The 18,173-nt window shown below is 58.7% G+C and carries 13 protein-coding genes; 4 read left to right on the top strand and 9 right to left on the bottom strand.

The features are described from left to right. Nucleotides 1-136 precede the first annotated feature (136 nt). From ACMHYW_RS04040 to ACMHYW_RS04005, 8 genes are all read right to left on the bottom strand, one after another. Nucleotides 137-481, bottom strand: coding sequence for a hypothetical protein (locus tag ACMHYW_RS04040; RefSeq protein ID WP_414501003.1), 345 nt, complete (start codon nt 479-481; stop codon nt 137-139). Between the two features lie 197 nt (nt 482-678). Continuing rightward, on the bottom strand, nt 679-2,409 hold the full coding sequence (locus tag ACMHYW_RS04035; protein WP_414501002.1) for an ABC transporter ATP-binding protein: 1,731 nt from the start codon (nt 2,407-2,409) through the stop codon (nt 679-681). Beyond that, nucleotides 2,406-4,187: an ABC transporter ATP-binding protein gene (locus tag ACMHYW_RS04030; protein ID WP_414501001.1), complete on the bottom strand. Its 1,782-nt coding sequence runs from the start codon at nt 4,185-4,187 to the stop codon at nt 2,406-2,408. Before ACMHYW_RS04030 ends, ACMHYW_RS04035 begins: the two co-directional genes overlap by 4 nt. 299 nt (nt 4,188-4,486) lie before the next feature. Then, nucleotides 4,487-6,925: an ATP-binding cassette domain-containing protein gene (locus ACMHYW_RS04025; protein ID WP_414501000.1), complete on the bottom strand. Its 2,439-nt coding sequence runs from the start codon at nt 6,923-6,925 to the stop codon at nt 4,487-4,489. Next, nucleotides 6,922-7,878 carry an ABC transporter permease gene (locus tag ACMHYW_RS04020; protein WP_414500999.1) on the bottom strand — a complete coding sequence of 319 codons (957 nt, stop codon included), beginning with the start codon at nt 7,876-7,878 and terminating at the stop codon, nt 6,922-6,924. Before ACMHYW_RS04020 ends, ACMHYW_RS04025 begins: the two co-directional genes overlap by 4 nt. A 9-nt stretch (nt 7,879-7,887) precedes the next feature. Continuing rightward, nucleotides 7,888-9,435, bottom strand: a complete 1,548-nt coding sequence (locus ACMHYW_RS04015) for an ABC transporter substrate-binding protein (protein ID WP_414500998.1) — start codon at nt 9,433-9,435, stop codon at nt 7,888-7,890. 544 nt (nt 9,436-9,979) lie between these two features. Further along, a complete protein-coding gene (gene polA / locus ACMHYW_RS04010; RefSeq protein ID WP_414500997.1) occupies nt 9,980-12,820 on the bottom strand; it encodes a DNA polymerase I in 2,841 nt (946 codons plus the stop codon). Continuing rightward, nucleotides 12,817-12,942: a hypothetical protein gene (locus tag ACMHYW_RS04005; RefSeq protein ID WP_414500996.1), complete on the bottom strand. Its 126-nt coding sequence runs from the start codon at nt 12,940-12,942 to the stop codon at nt 12,817-12,819. Before ACMHYW_RS04005 ends, polA begins: the two co-directional genes overlap by 4 nt. A 196-nt stretch (nt 12,943-13,138) precedes the next feature. Here ACMHYW_RS04005 and ACMHYW_RS04000 point away from each other — a divergent pair, with 196 nt between their 5' ends. Then, the gene (locus tag ACMHYW_RS04000; RefSeq protein WP_414500995.1) at nt 13,139-13,471 is read left to right on the top strand and encodes a DUF2782 domain-containing protein; all 333 of its coding nucleotides are present in this window, start codon (nt 13,139-13,141) and stop codon (nt 13,469-13,471) included. A 172-nt stretch (nt 13,472-13,643) separates the two neighbouring features. After that, nucleotides 13,644-14,591, top strand: a complete 948-nt coding sequence (locus tag ACMHYW_RS03995) for a homoserine kinase (protein ID WP_414500994.1) — start codon at nt 13,644-13,646, stop codon at nt 14,589-14,591. Nucleotides 14,592-14,724: 133 nt separating this feature from the next. Here ACMHYW_RS03995 and ACMHYW_RS03990 read toward each other — a convergent pair whose 3' ends face one another. Then, nucleotides 14,725-15,381, bottom strand: a complete 657-nt coding sequence (locus ACMHYW_RS03990) for a septal ring lytic transglycosylase RlpA family protein (protein ID WP_414500993.1) — start codon at nt 15,379-15,381, stop codon at nt 14,725-14,727. Nucleotides 15,382-15,820: 439 nt separating this feature from the next. On the opposite strand from ACMHYW_RS03990, the gene ACMHYW_RS03985 reads away from it, so the two are divergent. Both ACMHYW_RS03985 and ACMHYW_RS03980 read left to right on the top strand, forming a co-directional pair. Beyond that, the gene (locus ACMHYW_RS03985; RefSeq protein ID WP_414500992.1) at nt 15,821-17,107 is read left to right on the top strand and encodes an ammonium transporter; all 1,287 of its coding nucleotides are present in this window, start codon (nt 15,821-15,823) and stop codon (nt 17,105-17,107) included. A gap of 615 nt (nt 17,108-17,722) precedes the next feature. Next, on the top strand, nt 17,723-18,160 hold the full coding sequence (locus tag ACMHYW_RS03980; protein WP_414500991.1) for a phosphate-starvation-inducible PsiE family protein: 438 nt from the start codon (nt 17,723-17,725) through the stop codon (nt 18,158-18,160). The last annotated feature ends 13 nt before the right edge of the window (nt 18,161-18,173 follow it).

Genomic DNA, 18,173 nt, shown 5'->3' with positions numbered 1-18,173 from the left:
AAAAATACGAATGCAGCGACTACTGTCTATAAGATCAGATCACGCCGTTCAAGCGCACTGTAGGCGTTCAAAACAACAGAAAGCCGCCTGATCAGGCGGCTTTCAAAGCTCGGCTCAATGGTCGGTGACCAAGGGCTTACCACAGCGAGCCACGGAGGACGATAGTGATCTCCTGAGATTCCTTATCCACTAGACGAATGCCCATCGGCTGTTCGCCACCATCTTCAAGAATGGCATGCGCCTGGTAGAAGGTGTCGGTGACCTTGCGATCAAGCTCTACCTTGATGCATTCATGATTGGTATCGCCGCGCTGCATAAGCTGCGTGGTCAGCTGGCAGGCCTTGGTCGCAATGGCTTCTTCCTGCTGGCTGGGCGCCGTCTTGTGGATATCGCTGTTGCAGCCGGTCAGCGCCAGCATACCGCTCAGCACGGCAACGGACAGCATGCGTGAAACCTGTGCGCTAAGTGTCGTGGTTGACATTGAAATTCTCCCCCTAAATGCTTAAAAAAAACTTTAACCACCCGCCATATTATCCATTAACTTAATGAATATAAAAAGAAATATAACGAGATAGCGCTATTTGCCGCAGCACATTGATCCCGCTGCAAAAAAGCGCAGCGCGTCAGCAGCGTGCAGGGCCTCGACTCATGCCATTTTTTGCTACGCACGCTTTTTATTCAGCCACGCCGACCGTGACCGCTCTGGGCCTGCCACATCCGAGCATAGCGTCCACCGCTTGCTATCAGCGCCCTGTGCGTACCGCATTCGACAATATGCCCTTCGTCAACCACCGCAATCTGATCGGCACCGACTACCGTGGTCAGGCGATGCGCAACGATTACGACCGTTCTTCCCGTAACCAGTGCGTCGATGGCCTGTTGTACAGCGAACTCCGATTCGGAATCGAGGGACGCTGTCGGCTCATCCAGCAGGACAATGGGAGCATCCTTGAGAATTGCGCGGGCAATCGACAGGCGCTGACGTTCCCCGCCGGACAGCATAGCACCCACCTCACCGACCACGGTGTCATAGCCTTGTGGCAGCGCGTTCACGACGTCGTGGATGTTGGCAGCCTTGGCGGCATCTCTCATCTCTTGCTCGGTCGCCGAGGGACGGCCAAACAAGAGATTGGCGCGAATCGTATCGTCGAACAGCCAGACGTCCTGATACACCACCGAGATAGCGTGAGCGAGCTGCTGGGGCGTAAAGGTGCGGATATCGACACCCCCCAGTGTAATGCTGCCCGACAACGAGTCTGCAAAGCGATTAATCAGCTGGGTGATGGTGGTTTTGCCGGCACCTGATGGCCCAACCAGCGCGGTAATCTTATGCTCGGGTAGCGTCAGCGAAACGTTATGCAGCAGTGGCTGATCGGGACGGTAGCCAAAGCTAACGTTCTTCAGTTCGATCGTAACGTCTTCTGGCATCGAAGCGCCTAAGCCGCATGGCAGTGGTGCCACCTTCAGCAGCGCATTGATCCGCGACAGCGCCACTTCGGCCATTTCGAACAGCTTACTCATGGTGGCGATGATGCCCAGCGGTTCAATCAGGTGTACAGCGATCACTAGCAGTGCTGCCAGCGTGGCAACATTCAGCCGCTCGTGTGCGACCAACATTCCTCCAACGGCAATCATCGCGATCAGTGCGAGCTGCACAATAAGCTGACACAGCGAGACATAGTACGCCGCAGAATGACTGCCTTCCTGCTGAGCATCGTGCTGATGCGCGAATACGGCACTTAGACGCGGAGAATCGGCCCCGGCCTGGCCTGTCGCTTTAAACACCGCCAACCCTGACACGTACTCGACGATCTGTGCGGCACTGGCCGCATCGGCGGCATCGACACGCAGGCTGTCGCGCTGGTAGAGCCGTTGTACTCGTCGGATAAGCGGCAACATAAGCCCCCCCGCGACGGAGAACGCTAACCCTAGCCGCCAGTCGATCAGCAACATCAACACGATCATCAGCGCAGGAAGTGTCACCATCTGCACGAACAGCGTGGCAAGCGACGACAGTGCAGAGGCTGCTACATTGACGTTGCCACCAATGGTATCAGCCAGTTCGCCTGCATCGTATCGGCGCAGTGTCAACAGCGGCATGTCGTACAGCGCCTGCCCTAGCCGCAGGCGGGTATCACCGATCACGCGGTGCCAGCAGTGCCAGGTGAACCCCATGCTCTTCAGACGCAGCATCGCTTCGGCCACCACCAACAGAGCATACAGGCCGAGCCACGGCCAGAGCTGTTCAAGCAGCACGGTAGGCGTACACATGATGTAGAACAACGGCACCAACACGGCATACGACATCACCTGAACCACCACCGCGGCCAGTACATAGCCTAGCGTGTGCCGGAACTGCGGGGCATATCGACCCGCAATCAGCATCATCAATCTGTATAGCCGTTTCATCGTGCCTCTCCTTGCCTGCCACCGTTCACGCCCCACTGCTGAGTGGCATCGTAGTGACGCCAAATGCGGGCATAGCGCCCTTCTTTAGCCAGCAATGCGTGATGACGCCCCTGTTCGACTACGCGTCCGCTCTCGAGCACAACGATCTGGTCAGCCTGAGTGATGGTAGACAGGCGATGAGCAATGATCAGCACCGTTCTGCCACGCATCAGATGGGCAAGGCCAGCCTGAATCTCGGCTTCGTTTTCAGGGTCGATATAGGCCGTTGCCTCATCCAGAATCACGATCGGCGCTTGAGACAGCATCGCCCGCGCAATAGTGATGCGCTGGCGCTGCCCGCCGGATAGCCGACCACCACGTTCGCCCACCTGAGTCTGGTAACCGTCCTCCAGCACATTGATGATGAAGTCGTGTGCGTTGGCCGCCCGAGCGGCCCGTTCAACGTCTTCATCGGAGGCCTCGGGCTTCGCCAGACGAATGTTGTCCGCCACGCTGCCCTTGATCAAAAACGGCTCTTGGAAAACAAAGGCCACCTGTTGGAGCAGCGTGCGGCTGGCGATATCACGTAGGTCGATGCCTCCTATACGGATGGCCCCTTGGCTGACGTCATAGAAGCGAGGAATCAGTCGCGCCAAGGTCGACTTGCCCGAGCCGGAGATGCCAACCAGTGCGCATACCGTGCCTTGAGGAATGGTCAGCGACACGTCAGTAAGAGCCGTCCCTCGCCCTTGCACAGCGTAAGAAAACGAGACGTGATCGAAGCGGATATCGAAACGCTGCGGCGTCTGAGGGGACTGCGTTTCGGGCAGCGGCGGGCGGGCCAGTATCTGACAGATGCGATGCGCTGACGCCTTGGCATCGTTCAACAGATTGGACAAAAACATTAGCGGCATGACCGCCTGCACTGGCAGAGTGCCGATCATCAGCGCCAGCAGCAGATCGGTCAGCGAGATCATGCCCGCGTGCAGCATCGGTCCCCCCAGTAGCCCCAGCAATAACAGGGTCGGCAGCGGCGCGATGAACACGGCATTGGCCTTGCTGGAGCGGCGCGATGCCGCCAGCCACTGCGCCACAGCTCGGGTGAAGTCGTCCACCCTATCGCTGAAGCGCCGAAAGGCAACGCGATCGCCGTCGAAGGTGCGCACTACCGGCATCCCCTGTACGAACTCAATCACGGCCGCGTTAATGTTCTCGCTAGCGGTGCTGTAACGCTCGCGCTGGGTGGCAAAGTCACGCGTCATCATGTACATGCACAGCATGATGACGGGCATCATCAAGCAGACCACAATGAAAAGTTTCCACTGCACCAGCAGTAGAATCAGTAATGCCGCCAGCGGCTGGCTGACACCGACACCAACGAACGGCGATGCATCGGCGACCGCCGCATGCAGCCCTTTGACGTCATCGTGCATGACCTTCTTCAGACGCCCAGCCCCTAGCCCCTGTACCTCTCCGAGTGGCAGATGGGCCAGCGTATCGGCAAGCCGCTTGCGGATCACGACTTCAAGATGAAAGGACGCATCGTGCGTGATGAGGTCGGCCAGGTTGCGTGCCATGAAGCCGCCACACAGCCCCAAGGCCCCGCCCACCAGCCAGTACCAAAACACGGCTGGCAACGGCAAACCCGCCGCCAGCTGCCCAACAGCATAGGCGCAACACGTCAGACCAACGACCGTTGACAAACCACCCGCGACGCCCAGTGCAATACCGCAGCGAATGCGCGACCGTACCGTCGGTGACAGGCGGATCAACTGCTGAATGAGTTCGAATCCCTTCATCTCATATCTCCCCTTGAAAGAGCCGCATCGACACTGATGAACTCCATGACAAGACCCATCGCCAGACGCGCCTGCTCGAACGTGTTGTCTTGGGGGCCGTCGTTAACGGTGCCATCGTCGCTTGCGCGCGTTATCTATGCGGCATGTAGACAAGCCGCTCATGATGATAAGCGGGTAGGCATTGCGCTATGTTCGCCATAAGAGGATGACGCTCAGTCAACAAACGCCCAGAACACATGCGAGTGATCAACAGTCCTGAGAGGCACACCGCGAGAAGAGACATCGGCTCCAGTGCGGGCCTATACGCGTTCTTGCTGTACGCGCTTGATGCCGGCATAGGCCAGCATCGCATGTGTAACGGGGTGCTTCGGTGCTGCAAAGACATCACCAACGGCACCGCATTCAACGATACCGCCCTCACCCATCACCAGAATGTCACCGCCCAACCGAGCGGGAACGGCCATATCGTGAGTCACCATAATCAGGGTCAGCTGCCGCTCACGCCGCAGATGATCCAGCACATCCAGCAGTGCATTGCGCCGTTCGCTGTCGAGTGCGCTGGTCACTTCATCGCACAGCAGAACATCCGGTGTCGCCAGCAAGGCTCTTGCCAGAGCCACGCGCTGGCGCTGACCGCCAGACAGCCGCTGCACCTTCACGCTTAGCAAGCACTCGGGCAACCCTACCCGCTGCATGGCCTGGGCCAGTGCTTGTTCGCGTGCTGAGCGCGGCAATTCAGGAGAAAAGAGATGCAGTGAACGCCCTAGCAGCGCCCTGACTGACCAAAAGGGATTGAGAGAATCGTAGGGATCCTGCGGCACATACTGCAGGCAACGCTGCTGTTCACGCGTGCGCTCGTTTAGGCGCTGGGCCAGCGGCCGACCGTGCAGCGCCAGCGATCCAGCCGACGCCGTATGAAGCCCCAGCAGGCAGCGCAGCAGTGTGGTCTTACCGCACCCCGACTCACCGACGATGGACAAACAGCCCCCACGTGCCAGCCGGAAACCGACGTCCTGCCACAGCGGCGCTGTCGCCCCATGACCGCACCCCAAAGACTGCACGCTCAGGACGGGCGACGATATCGACGAAGGGTATTCGGAGCCAGGTACCGTAACGCTCTGCTGCGCTTTCATCAGACGTCGGCCTGCCAAACTTGTGGGTGCGGCAAGAAAATCAGCCACCGTACTCTGTTCGGCAATACGCCCTTCTTCCAACACGATGAAACGGTCGGCAATGCTGGCGGCCTGCTCTAGGCCGTGTGCGACCATCAGTACCGCGATTTCGCGCTGGCGGGCGATCCGACGAATGTGCGTATACAGGGATTGAGTGGCGATGCCGTCCAGTGCGCTAGCGGGTTCATCCAGCACCAGCAAGCGCGGCTGTCCCAGCAGTGCTAGCGCCAGCATGATGCGCTGACGCTGACCTCCAGATAGCTGGTGGGGATAACGGCGCAAGAAGGCGGCATCAGCGGGTAACCCAACCTCCTGCAGCTGCTGAAGCAACCGGGCAGTGCGTGCCGATCGAGGCAGACCGAGCGCGCGGGCACGCCGTTTCAGCACTAGCCCCACGCGCTGAAACGGCAATAGTGCCGCTCGCGCATCCTGAGGCAGATAGCCAACATAGCGACGGCGAAGAAGGCGCTGACGCGCAGAGGGGACAGCCAGCATGTCCTCTCCGGCCAGCCAGACACTGCCCTGCGTCGCATGGCAGCCGTGCGGTAGTTCACCGAGCGCTGCATGCAACAGCGTGGTCTTGCCACTGCCGGAGGCTCCGATCAACGCCACCACGTCTCCCGCCTCCAGTGTTAGCGATACCTGTTGCAGCAAAGGCCGGTCAACGTGATGAATGCTGAGCAAGCGGATATCCAGCACATCGCTGCACGGTGAGGTGCATGCCGACTGCCGAGATAGCGGTGCCTTCAGATGGCGTTTCGGGCCTCGGGAACGCGCGACGATACCATCAAGCAGCAGGTTGGCGGGCACCAGCAACAACAACAGCGCACCGACGGGCGCAAGCACCGCTAGCGGCTGAATGCCCAGCCCTTGGCTGTTCTCCATGATCATCAACCCCCAATCAGCCATGGGGGGCTGTGCACCCAACCCCAGAAAACTGGCAGTAGCCATGATGAAGACCGCCGCAATAAAGCGTACGCCAACGTCGGCGACCACCAACGGCCAAAGGTTCGGCGCAATCTCGTAGGTGAGGATCCACAGCGTCGACTCACCACGCAGTCGCGCGATATCGACATAGTCATGTTGCATGGCCTGTAGGGTCTCGGCCCGTGCAATGCGAATGATATCGATAGCGGATATCAACACGGCAGCGCAGGCCGCACTGCGATATCCCGCACCCAGTAGCGCCACCGTCACCATCAGCACCACTAAACTGGGCAGACTCTGCAGCACGTCGACCACAGACAGCACTAGGCGCTCAAACCAGCCGCCGCGCAGTGCGCTTAGCATCGCCAGCGCACCGCCTATCAGCCATGCCGACACCACAATCGCCAGCCCCAACACGATCAACTCATGACCACCCGCCAGTAGACGGCTCAACACATCGGCACCCAGATAGTCAGTGCCCAGCCAGTGATCAGCTGACGGCGGCGCAAAGGGCATATCGGTAATGTCATCCATGCCATAGGGCGCCAGCAATGGACCGCACAAACTTATCAGCAGCGCCGCTGCCGCACAGAACAGCAACAACCACTGCGTCCACGTCAACGATCGGCGAGCGATCATGACGCCTCCCGTCTAGCGGCAGGACTGGCCAACCGCGCCAGCCCATCCGCCAACGCATTGACGACGACGGTAAAGGTGCAGATCAGCATCGCGATCGCCATGATGACCGGCACATCACGGCTCTGTGTCGCTTCCAGTAGCGTCGAGGCCAGCCCCGGCCATGAAAAGAGGGTTTCAGCGATCAGCGCCCCGCTCAGCAGTGCCGTCACGTAGCGCGCCAGTAGAGGAACATAGGTGATCATCGCCATAGGCATGATCCAGTGCATGATCACCTGTCTTTCGCTGAACCCGTTCAGACGCGCCATCTGACAAGCCTCGCTGCGGGTGGCCACCAGCGTTCCCGCCCTGATTAGACGCACGTTCTGGGCCAGACAAACGCTCAACAGTGTCAGTACGGGCATCACCATAATCAACGCCCGCTCACGGTACGACATTCCGTCATTCCACAGCGACAGTGCGGGCAGCCAGTGCAGTGTGAACGACAGCAATGCCACCAGTAGTGTACCGATCACGAACTCGGGCGTTCCTAGCCCGACCAAGGACAGCGTACTGATGAGACGATCACCCCACTGCCCTTCATGCAGACCGCTCCACACCCCTAGCACGATCGCCAGCGGCACAAGCAAGGCGATCGTGACCGCACCCAGCAGCAGCGAGGCCTTGCCACGCACCATTAGCAACGGCATTACAGGATCACCACTGACGTCGCTGTGACCGAAGTCGCCGTGCAACATGTGCATCAGCCACGTGCCATAGCGCGTTACGAGGGACTGATCGAGATGGAGCGCATGGCGCAGCGCAGCCACCTGTTCAAGGCCTCCGGTACTGCCCAACCGAGCAGAAGCGACATCGCCGCGGATAAGCGACAGTAGCCAGAACAGTATGAGAGAGAGCACGAACAGCGTGATGGCGGCTTTACCGACCCGCCATAGCATGGCTCTGAAGATATGCACGCCGCCTCCTCAGTCCGCCAGCCAGGCACTGCGCAGTGTGGGATAGTCGAAATACCCCGCGGCCTCAACGCCGTTGACGCGAGGAGAGCTCAAGGCGATAGAAGGGATACGCATGAAAATGGCATCCCCCCCGTGGAAATACAGCTCTTCTTGAACATCGTGCACGGCGGTCACCAACGCCTCGCCCTGTGCGGCTTGCAATGTCTGTATCAACGCATTGAGTTTCGGTGAAGAAGGACCGGTAAACGGATAAGGCGCACGGCGACCGTAATAGAACGGCAGCGCGACAGGCAGCGGCATTGGGTGGAAATAGTTGGTTTTGAGGGGAGCATCGAACAGTGCATTCAAGTCACTGTAGTAGTCGGCGGCAGGCAGCTTGTTGAGACTCAGGGTGAATCCAGCAGGCTTGGCTTGGCGCAGCAGCAATGTCGCACTTTCGGCCAGCCCCCAAGCATAGTTGCTGGTCAAAATGGATAGGTGGGGCGACACCCCCGCCTTCTTAAGCAGCGCCTGTGCCCGCTCAGGGTCGTAGTGGCGCTGTGGCAGCGTACTGTTGTGCCACGGCTGCCCCTGTCCCAGCGTATCATTGGCCACATCGCCCTTTCCAAACGACAGCGTACGCACCATCGCCTCTCGGTCGATGGAAAGCTTCAACGCTTCGCATACGTCGGGCGAATCGAACGGCGGCTTACTGAGGTTCATCGAGAACATCAGGCTATCCCAGAGGGCCGGTGGTGCCGTCACTACCTTGACGTTGGGATTATGCTGCTCGGTGAGGCCGCTTGTGAGCGCCACACCCCCCACATAATCGAACTGCCCCGCCTTCAGCCCGTTGACGCGCGCGTTCATGTCCATGATGCCGTACAGCTGGATGCGATCCAGCAACGGCCCACGCTCGCTGTCCCAGTAGTCGCTTCGCGGAGAGAAGGTATTGACGCTATCGCTGGACGACGTCAGTGTCCACGCCCCCGTTCCCAGCGCATGATCAAGGTCACGGGTACCCGCAGGAAAAACGAACATGCCCTGCGCCAGCCGCCAGTCAAAAGCCCCGATAGGCTGCTTCAGCGCCAGCGTCAGAGTGTAATCATCGTCAATGCGGGACGCAGCGGTATCCAACGGGTCCAACCAGCCGCTCTGCGTGCAAGGGTTGCTCGCCAACACATGCAGGCTGTAGAGCACATCACGCGCCGTCAGCGGTCGACCATCACTGAAGGTGACGCCGCGTCGGATTGTCAGTCGCCAACGGGTCGCCGCTCGGTCAGACACCGCCGAGGTCATCAAGCGGTAGTCGATATGCCCATCATCGGTGTCGGCCAGCGCATCCCAGACCAAGCGTGCTCGCACATAGTCGAGAGGACTGCGGGTCGCCTGCAACACATTCATGGGCGTACCGGCACGGCCAGCAAATGCTGCACGTAGCACCCCACCACGACGCGCTCTCGGTGCGGTGCCAGAAGGCATCTCTCCCGCTGCTAGCAGCGACCCCGGAAGCAGCAGACCACCAACGCCCAGTCCCCCTGCTTTCAAAAGAGCACGCCGACTCATGTTGCGCTTCATGCCTGACTCCCCCTGACACACAACCATCCAAGAACGTCATTGCTATCGGCGCAGTATGAGAGAAAAGAGGAGCGACATCAATATAATGATAATCATTATCATTTGAGACAAACGCTCAACAATGACCTCAATACATACCCCAAATGCTCCTAATGGCAAGGCATTCCGCCACGGTAACGTTAGAATGTCCCTGCCGATACACAGCGCTCTTTCACCGCAGTCATACTCTATTTGCTGTCACTAATTTGCCACCGCTCGATAAGCAACGCTCCGGGCCCAAACCCCTCGGGGTCTTCTCTCTATATCCGGCATCCTGCGCAAAGTGCTACGTCGCACTCCTCCCTAACGATCACGGCCCTCACCCACACCGTCATCAGCATTCCCGCTCATGCCCCCATGCAGGCAACAGACGCTCCTATTTATACCCTGCCCATACGCAAAAGGCCCTGATCCGATTCAACGGATCAGGGCCTTATCATTAACAATAGAAGCGTGTGCGACACCTAGCGCGGCAGCACCTCAGCAGCAGCGCCCATCAGACGTATCAGTGCGCTTCGTCCCAATCTCGACCTGCGCGCGCGTCAACGACCAATGCAACGTCCAGATCGCCCGCTGCTTCCATACGCTTACGCACTTCCACAATAAAGTTATCAGCCTGCTCATCACGCACTTCGAACACCAGCTCATCGTGTACCTGCATGACCATCAGCGCATCTTGATGCGTATCGCGCAGCCAACGGTCCACATCAATCATGGCCCGCTTGATGATGTCAGCAGCAGTCCCCTGCATCGGCGCATTGATCGCCGTACGTTCGGCCGCCTGACGACGGTTGTGCTGACGTGCATTAATGTCCGGCACATAGAGGCGACGCCCGAAGACCGTTTCGACATAGCCTTGTTCGGCGGCCTGACGACGGATGTCGTCCATGAAACGCGCCACGCCCGGGTAACGATCGAAATAGCGCTCGATATAGATCTGCGCCTGCGAGCGTTCGATGCGCAGCTGACGTGCCAATCCCCATGCGCTCATACCGTAGATCAGCCCGAAGTTGATCGCCTTAGCGCTGCGACGCTGTTCGCCGGTCACTTCGTCAAGCGGTACGCCGAAGACCTCAGCCGCCGTGGCCGAGTGGATATCACGATCGTGCGCGAAGGCGTCCAGCAGCCCCTTGTCACCGGACAGATGGGCCATGATGCGCAGCTCGATCTGCGAATAGTCCGCTGCGACGATGCGATAGCCATCGCGTGCCACGAACGCCTTGCGAATCTGACGCCCCAGTTCGGTACGGACCGGGATGTTCTGCAGGTTGGGATCGGACGACGACAGACGCCCCGTCGCGGTCACCGCCTGATGATAGCTGGTATGCACACGCTGATGATGATCGACCAGCTGCGGTAGCTTGTCGGTATAGGTCGATTTTAGCTTCGACAACCCGCGATGCTTCATAATGACCTTGGGTAGCGGATAGTCGAGTGCCAGTTCTTCCAGTACGGCTTCGGCCGTGGACGGGGCTCCCTTGGGGGTCTTCTTCAGCACAGGGATCTTTTGCTCTTCGAACAGAATCTCTCCCAGCTGCTTGGGCGAGCCCAGATTGAACTCGCGGCCCGCCAAAGCATAGGCGTCCTGTTCACACTGCTGGATCTCAGCCGCTAGCGAAGCGCTTTGCGCATCCAGTGCCGCCGCATCGATCTTGACACCGTTGCGCTCCATCTGCGCCAGTACGCGGATCAAGGGCGTTTCCAGCGTATCGAGCACCTCTCCCAGCCGCCCTTCCCGTGCCACGCGCGGTGCCAGCACGTCATACAGACGTAGAGTGACGTCGACATCCTCGCAGGCATAAGGCGCGGCTTCTTCCAGCGCAACCTGATTGAAGGTCAGCTGCTTCACCCCTTTACCCGCGACATCTTCGAAACTGGTCGTGGTGTGACCTAGGTGTGCCAGCGCCAGCGAATCCATGTCATGACGGTTGGCGGTGGAGTTCAGCACATACGACATCAGCATGGTATCGAGCAGCGTTCCCGCCACACCGATCTCATAGCGCGCCAACACCTCGATATCGTACTTGAGGTTATGGCCCAGCTTAGCAATAGCGGCATTCTCGAACAGCGGCTTGAGGCGCGCCAGTACCTGACGGCGATCCAGCTGATCAGGAGCACCAATATAATCGTGTGCCACCGGCACATAGGCTGCTTCGCCGGGAGCTAACCCCAACCCGATGCCGACGATCTCGGCTTCCATATAGTTGAGGCTGGTCGTTTCGAGGTCGAAGCAGAAACGCTCGGCCTGCTCTAGGCGCGCTACCCATGCATCGAACGCTTCGGGTGTCAGCACCGTCTGATACTGATCCTGTGTGATCGGCGGCAGTTCGACGCTTTCGGCGTGATCATTCTCGTCATCATCACCGAACAGCGCCCCCTGCGGCCCAGTGGAAGAGGCTGGAGCTGGAGCAGCGTCCGCAGTGCTGGTGGTCTGGGCCGTGCGGGACACGCTGCTGAAAGTGCCGTTATCCAGCTCCTTCAGCCACCCCTTGAACTCTAGGTCGGCAAACAGCTGATGCAACGCGTCGGCATCGGGCGCAGGCAGCGTCAGATCGCACAGCGACACGGGCAGCTGGCAGTCGGTTTTGATCGTGGCCAGCTGATAAGACAGGAAGGCCTGCTCACGATGCTCGGCCAGTTTTTTAGGCATGGACTTCGCCCCACGAAAGCTCAGCGCCGTCACTGCCTCTAGGTCTTGGTAGATGGCGTCCAGCCCACCCTCAATGCCGGTCAACAGTGCCAGCGCGGTCTTCTTGCCCACACCCGGCACCCCTGGGATGTTGTCGACGCTGTCGCCCATCAGCGCGAGAAAGTCGATGATGCGCTCGGGCGGCAGACCGAACTTCTCGGTGACACCGTCAATATCCAGCGTTTCGTTGGTCATTGTATTGACCAGCGTGACGTGGCTGTTGACCAGCTGCGCCATGTCCTTGTCGCCGGTTGAGATAATGACCTGACGCCCTTCATCGCGCGCCTGATCGGCCAGCGTTCCGATCACGTCATCGGCTTCGACGCCTTCGACGCACAGCAGCGGCAGCCCTAGCGCTCTGACACACGCGTGCAGAGGCTCGATCTGCGCACGCAGGTCATCAGGCATCGGCGGTCGATGGGCCTTGTACTGATCAAACAGCTCGTCGCGGAAGGTCTTGCCCTTGGCGTCAAATACCACTGCCATCGGGCTGTCCGGCCAGCTGTTAATCAGGCTGCGCAGCATCGACACCACCCCGCGGATGGCCCCCGTCGGCCGGTTATCCGACGTCGTCAGTGGCGGCAACGCATGGAAAGCGCGATAGAGATAGGCAGAACCATCAACCAGAACGATGGGGGGCACGGCTTGGGCAGTCATGGTAACTCCACACGGGAAGGGGTCTGTCGCACTGCGCGCAGGACAACGGCGCACAGCCAGAAGAAATGGGCATCGTGCCACGGCAGCTCGCCCTTGGCACAGGCATGGAATGAAGAAGGCATCAGGCCGCTCTATTCCGGGACACGGTAGCCTACATCACGGCCAGGCCCGCGAAGGTCGGCGCGCAATACCGCCCGACAATGGCACCTGCCAAGGTCGACGTGGCGTACGCATCGGCTACCGCTTACACTGCGTGATGTCTTATGCCATTCTATCGTAATTGGACGGCACGCGCAGATGATCAAGCAGGAGGCACTCATGCAGCATACGCAATCAGGTCGACGGTTCGCCCGTCTGGCTCTAGGTCTGGTCGTGACGGCCGCCGTTCCGGGTCTTACGACAGTGGCGGCCCACGCCGACGACAAGCCTGCAGCGACACAGGCTCAGCAGCAGACGCCCGATATCACCACGCGTCAGGAAAAAGATCAGACGATCGAAGAGTATCGTATCCACGGTAAGCTGTACGCGATCAAGATCACGCCCAGTCGAGGCGAACCGTACATGCTGGTTGACCACTCTGGCGACGGCAACTTCCAGATGGAGCGCAACCTGCGGATTGCCATTCCGGAATGGACCCTGCTCCGCTGGTAACCCCTCGCCCGAATGTTCCGATCAGAAACGACCGCTTGGCACTCAAGCGGTCGTTTTGCTGTCAGTGACATGAGCGGTAGGCCTTCCGTATACTCAGCGAATTCCTGTTTTATAGAGTCAACGCTGACTCCCACAACAACACATTCCAACACTGCTTCAGGATACCGAACGTATGGCGGTCTTCACCCCTTTGAACGCAGACCAGGTCTCTTCCTTTCTCGAACGCTACGATGTAGGCACCCTTGACGAACTCACGGAAGTCGCTGGGGGAACGGAAAACTCCACCTTCTTCGTCACGACCGACCAGCAGCGCATGGTGCTGACCCTTTTCGAGCAGGGTGGAACGGATGAACTGCCGTTCTTCGTCGATATGCTCGACTTTCTGGCCCATCACGATTTGCCCGTCCCCGGCCCGATTGCTGACCGTAGTGGACAGGCGCTCCAAACGCTGGCTGATCGCCCTGCACTGCTGTTCCCGCGCCTGCCCGGCCGCTCTCCTGAAGCCCCCACCCCCGCCCAATGCACCGAAATAGGGCGTTTTATGGGGCGCATGCACCAAATCTCACACACCTTCGACGGCCAGCGCAGTAACCAGCGCGATCATCGCTGGGTCGAACGCCAGATCCCCCGCGTACTGCCGTTCCTATCTACGGACGAACAGGCGCTGATGACCCGTTATGGTCACGCGCTCTGCGACCGCTTCAGCAATGCCCCTGCTCTACCGCAAGGCGCTATCCACGGCGACCTGTTCCGTGACAACTCGCTGTTCGAAGGCGATCGTCTGGGCGGAGTCATCGACTTCTATAACGGGTGCGTAGGTGACTTCATCTATGACTTGGCCGTACTGGTCAACGACTGGTGCCATACGGAAGACGGCACTCTGGACGAAGTCCGCTACACCGCCATGATCAACGCCTATGTGCAGAAACGCCCCGTAACCGATGCGGAGCGCGACTACTGGCACGATATGATGAAGCTGACCGCGCTGCGCTATTGGCTGTCACGACTGCTGGTCATCCACGTCGATCAACCGGCCTTCCAGCTGACACCCAAACCGCCGCGCCAGTACCTTGATATCCTCAACGCTCACTATGCGACGCGCCTACCCGACCTGCCCTGAATAAAGGGCCATTCGATCACGACAAGCATCTGTATGAAATGCGACAAGGGCGGCCTGTTTAGGGCCGCCCTTGTCGTTGGTACGCCGTGCACTGTCATACTTCATAGCAGAAACAGTGCGGTATGTCCGTTCCTCAAGATACTGGGGCTTTCTGCGCCGTACGTGATGACGCCACTTCTTCGCCGTTCAGCACTTCAACACGGACCTGCGCTACCCCCTGCCCCGTCATGTTCATGCGCTGCGCCGCCGCCGTAGACACATCAAGAATGCGGCCTTTGACAAACGGCCCACGATCGTTGACACGCACTACGACCTGACGCTGATTAGACAGATTGGTCACACGAATGCGCGTTCCGAAAGGCAGCGTGGGATGAGCGGCCGTCAGTTCGTTCTGATTGAACCGTTCACCGCTGGCCGTTAAGCGGCCATTCAGCGCCGCACCACCGTAATACGAGGCTTTACCCTGCTGAACACGTGAAGGTGACGTCTTGTGCTGGGCAGCGATTTTACGCTCGAAAGCTGCTGGTTTGGTGCGTGAAGGCGTGGCTTTGGGCTTTTCTTTCTTAGGAGGGGTGTGCGGCGTGGGCTTAGACGCAGCACGACGTTCGGGAGACTTCTGGCGCCCCTGCTGAGCCTGAGGCTTAGAGGCATGCTCATGGGCCTGAGCGATGTGCATCTGGAATGACAGGCAGCTTACCAACAGAACCAGCAGCGCCTTAAACCCGCACCATCGCTGGCGATACGACGATTGTTGCAGCGGCCTTTGGGCCTTTGCCGAATGCTTGTTCATGAAAAGAAGGACTCCACAAACGGCCGCTGAAGCTACATGCAGCGACCCGAAAAATAAGGGGGAAGCGATAGGCCTACGGTGGCCCGCCTTTTTTTATTGGCACCATTGAACCACATTCAGAGCGCGCTGCGCAGATCAATCCACTACGCTTGACTCGGCTTTTCATCATTCTTGCGCATGCATCATCATGGTGCACAACACAGCAGCCTTTGCGCATGAACGGCGTAAGAAAAGACGTCCTTCATTCTCAATGCATTGAAAAATAAAACAAAAAAACAAAAAGGCCGGAAAAATGCTTACCCGCAGGGCATGTAGCCATCACGCCTACTCTACCTACGAACGCTATCACTCTTGCTTCAGGAGCCGGGATATGTTGCCGAAACGCCTCATGTTTTCATCTTATCGGACAGGATGGCCACTCGCCGTGCTAGGCGCGATCATGGCCTGGTCAGGCGCGGCTAATGCAGATACGGCCACGCTCAACAGCGGTGACACGGCTTGGATGCTGACCTCATCCGTCTTGGTACTGGCCATGACCATTCCTGGCCTGTTTCTGTTCTACGGCGGTCTTGCACGTAGCAAAAACGTACTGTCGGTGCTGATGCACTGCTTCAGCCTGACCGCTATCGTCAGCGTGCTGTGGGTGCTCTACGGGTATTCGCTCGCCTTCGACGACACCGGCATGAAAGAAGGAGAGCTCAACCTGCACTCCTTTATCGGCGGGCTAAGCCATATCGGCCTGCGCGATCTGACAGCGGCAGCGGTACACGGCACGATCCCAGAAAGCGTCTGGATCATGTTCCAGATGACCTTTGCGATCATAACACCCTCACTGATTGTAGGTGCTTTCGCCGAACGCATGAAATTTTCAGCCATGCTGTGGTTCTCGGTGCTGTGGGTCACACTGGTGTACTTCCCGGTAGCCCACATGGTGTGGGGCGGCAGCGGCGCGTTCATGGGCAGTGACTGGGGCGTCATCGACTTCGCGGGAGGTACGGTTGTACACATCAACTCAGGTATTGCCGGGCTGGTAGCCTGCATTATGCTGGGTCGCCGCAAAGGCTATCCGACTCAGCACCTGGCCCCGCACAACCTGACCTACTCCGTCATCGGTGGCAGCTTGCTGTGGCTGGGCTGGTTCGGCTTCAACGCGGGGTCTGCCGCTGCCGCAGACGGCAACGCTGGGATGGCGATGCTGGTGACACAGGTGGCAACGGCTGCCGCTGCACTGGCCTGGATGTTCCTCGAGTGGTTCCGTGCTGGCAAACCCAGCGTACTGGGCGCCGTCACCGGTGCCGTTGCGGGACTGGTGGCCGTCACGCCTGCCGCAGGTACTTGTGGTCCGTTGGGCGCCCTTCTGCTGGGGGCTATCACCAGCGTGGTCTGCTTCTTCACCTCGACGACCGTCAAGCACTTCTTCGGCTATGACGATGCCTTCGACGTGTTCGGCGTTCACGGTACAGGCGGTATTGTCGGCTCCATCCTGACCGCCGTCTTCGCCGCTCCGCTCTTCGGCGGTAACGGCAATGGCGCCGTGGACTACGCCATGGGCGTGCAACTGTGGGCACAGGTCAAAGGCGTGATCTTCACCGTGCTCTATAGCGGAATTATCAGCTACATCATCCTGCGCGTGCTCAAATCCACTCTGGGCCTGCGTGTCAGCGAAGAGACTGAAGCGACCGGCCTTGATCTGGCCGAACACAGCGAACGCGGCTACAACCTGTAATCGCTAGCGCAAACCATACGACCTAGTCGTATCCAACGGGCAGGAGAGAACACTCTCCTGCCCGTTGTGCGTTGTGCGTTGTGCGTTGTGCGTTGTGCGTTGTGCGTTGGGTGTTGGGTGTTGGGTGTTGGGTGTTGGGTGTTGGGTGTTGGGTGTTGGGTGTTGGGTGTTGGGTGTTGGGTGTTGGGTAGGATTTTTCCTTCATTCGCTAGCCAAACGTCGCCACTCGCAGCTAGCCGAGCACCTCTCACGATCAATGTCCGTTCATCGTCTATATAAAGAAGATGCTTATTGGTGCAGTGAATTGTGTTGTCCTCCACACCGGCGTCGCTCGACAGCTTCTATGAGCAAGCGCCGTTATACCCACTCAACTGCTCACGCGCGCACTCACTGGGAAACTTCTCTTCCTCCCACCCTCCATGCTCTTCCGTCCCCCGCTAGGCCGCCGCATAAGGCGAAGCTTAACCGCGGCAAATCTGGCCCGACCTTTCTATTCTTAGCAGCAGGACAACGTGCTAAAAAATTGCTTACACAAGCAATTCACTAAGGTATATATCCACCATACTCACCCGCTGCCCGACCGCAGTTATTTCACCCTGTCATGGAGAAGCCCTTATGCAAATTCAGGAGAATTCCCCTTTTCGCTGGATCGAACGAGCAGGACTGCTGATTATCACCGCGGTCATTCTGTTCGCCATTGGCGAAAAATGCGTAGCGATGTGGGAAGTCCAGATCGTCACTGTCACCGATATCTTGCTGCTGTTCATGTTTCTTGAGCTGATCACAATGGTCAAACTCTACTGGCACGAAGGACGCCTATCGGTACTGCTACCGATCTTCATTGCCATCATTGGTATCGCGCGTCATATGATGGCGGACTCGCAGGAATTCGGTCAGCACGACCTGATCTTCAGCGCAGGCGCCATTGTGCTGCTGAGCCTGTCACTGCTGATACTGGCCTATTGCCAAGTGCGGTTTTCATTCTATCCTTCCCATGAGGATCGCCGCCTTATATCGACGGATACTCCGGAAGATAAAGGCAAGCGCTCCTGAGTCCAGCAGTACC

Origin of the sequence: Zymobacter sp. IVIA_12111.31 C1 (assembly GCF_047495495.1) — a bacterium.
Lineage (GTDB): Bacteria > Pseudomonadota > Gammaproteobacteria > Pseudomonadales > Halomonadaceae > Zymobacter.
The sequence above is the reverse complement of the archived record's forward strand: the minus strand, read 5'-3'. Positions and strand labels throughout refer to the sequence as shown.

Bases quoted from the DNA above. Each gene is read 5' to 3' on its own strand.
- ACMHYW_RS04035 (WP_414501002.1), bottom strand. From the start codon at position 2,409: ATGAAACGGCTATACAGATTGATGATGCTGATTGCGGGTCGATATGCC.
- ACMHYW_RS04000 (WP_414500995.1), top strand. From the start codon at position 13,139: ATGCAGCATACGCAATCAGGTCGACGGTTCGCCCGTCTGGCTCTAGGT.
- ACMHYW_RS03980 (WP_414500991.1), top strand. From the start codon at position 17,723: ATGCAAATTCAGGAGAATTCCCCTTTTCGCTGGATCGAACGAGCAGGA.
- ACMHYW_RS04030 (WP_414501001.1), bottom strand. From the start codon at position 4,187: ATGAAGGGATTCGAACTCATTCAGCAGTTGATCCGCCTGTCACCGACG.
- polA (WP_414500997.1), bottom strand. From the start codon at position 12,820: ATGACTGCCCAAGCCGTGCCCCCCATCGTTCTGGTTGATGGTTCTGCC.
- ACMHYW_RS04025 (WP_414501000.1), bottom strand. From the start codon at position 6,925: ATGATCGCTCGCCGATCGTTGACGTGGACGCAGTGGTTGTTGCTGTTC.
- ACMHYW_RS04040 (WP_414501003.1), bottom strand. From the start codon at position 481: ATGTCAACCACGACACTTAGCGCACAGGTTTCACGCATGCTGTCCGTT.
- ACMHYW_RS03995 (WP_414500994.1), top strand. From the start codon at position 13,644: ATGGCGGTCTTCACCCCTTTGAACGCAGACCAGGTCTCTTCCTTTCTC.
- ACMHYW_RS03985 (WP_414500992.1), top strand. From the start codon at position 15,821: ATGGCCTGGTCAGGCGCGGCTAATGCAGATACGGCCACGCTCAACAGC.
- ACMHYW_RS04005 (WP_414500996.1), bottom strand. From the start codon at position 12,942: ATGCCTTCTTCATTCCATGCCTGTGCCAAGGGCGAGCTGCCGTGGCAC.
- ACMHYW_RS04015 (WP_414500998.1), bottom strand. From the start codon at position 9,435: ATGAAGCGCAACATGAGTCGGCGTGCTCTTTTGAAAGCAGGGGGACTG.
- ACMHYW_RS03990 (WP_414500993.1), bottom strand. From the start codon at position 15,381: ATGAACAAGCATTCGGCAAAGGCCCAAAGGCCGCTGCAACAATCGTCG.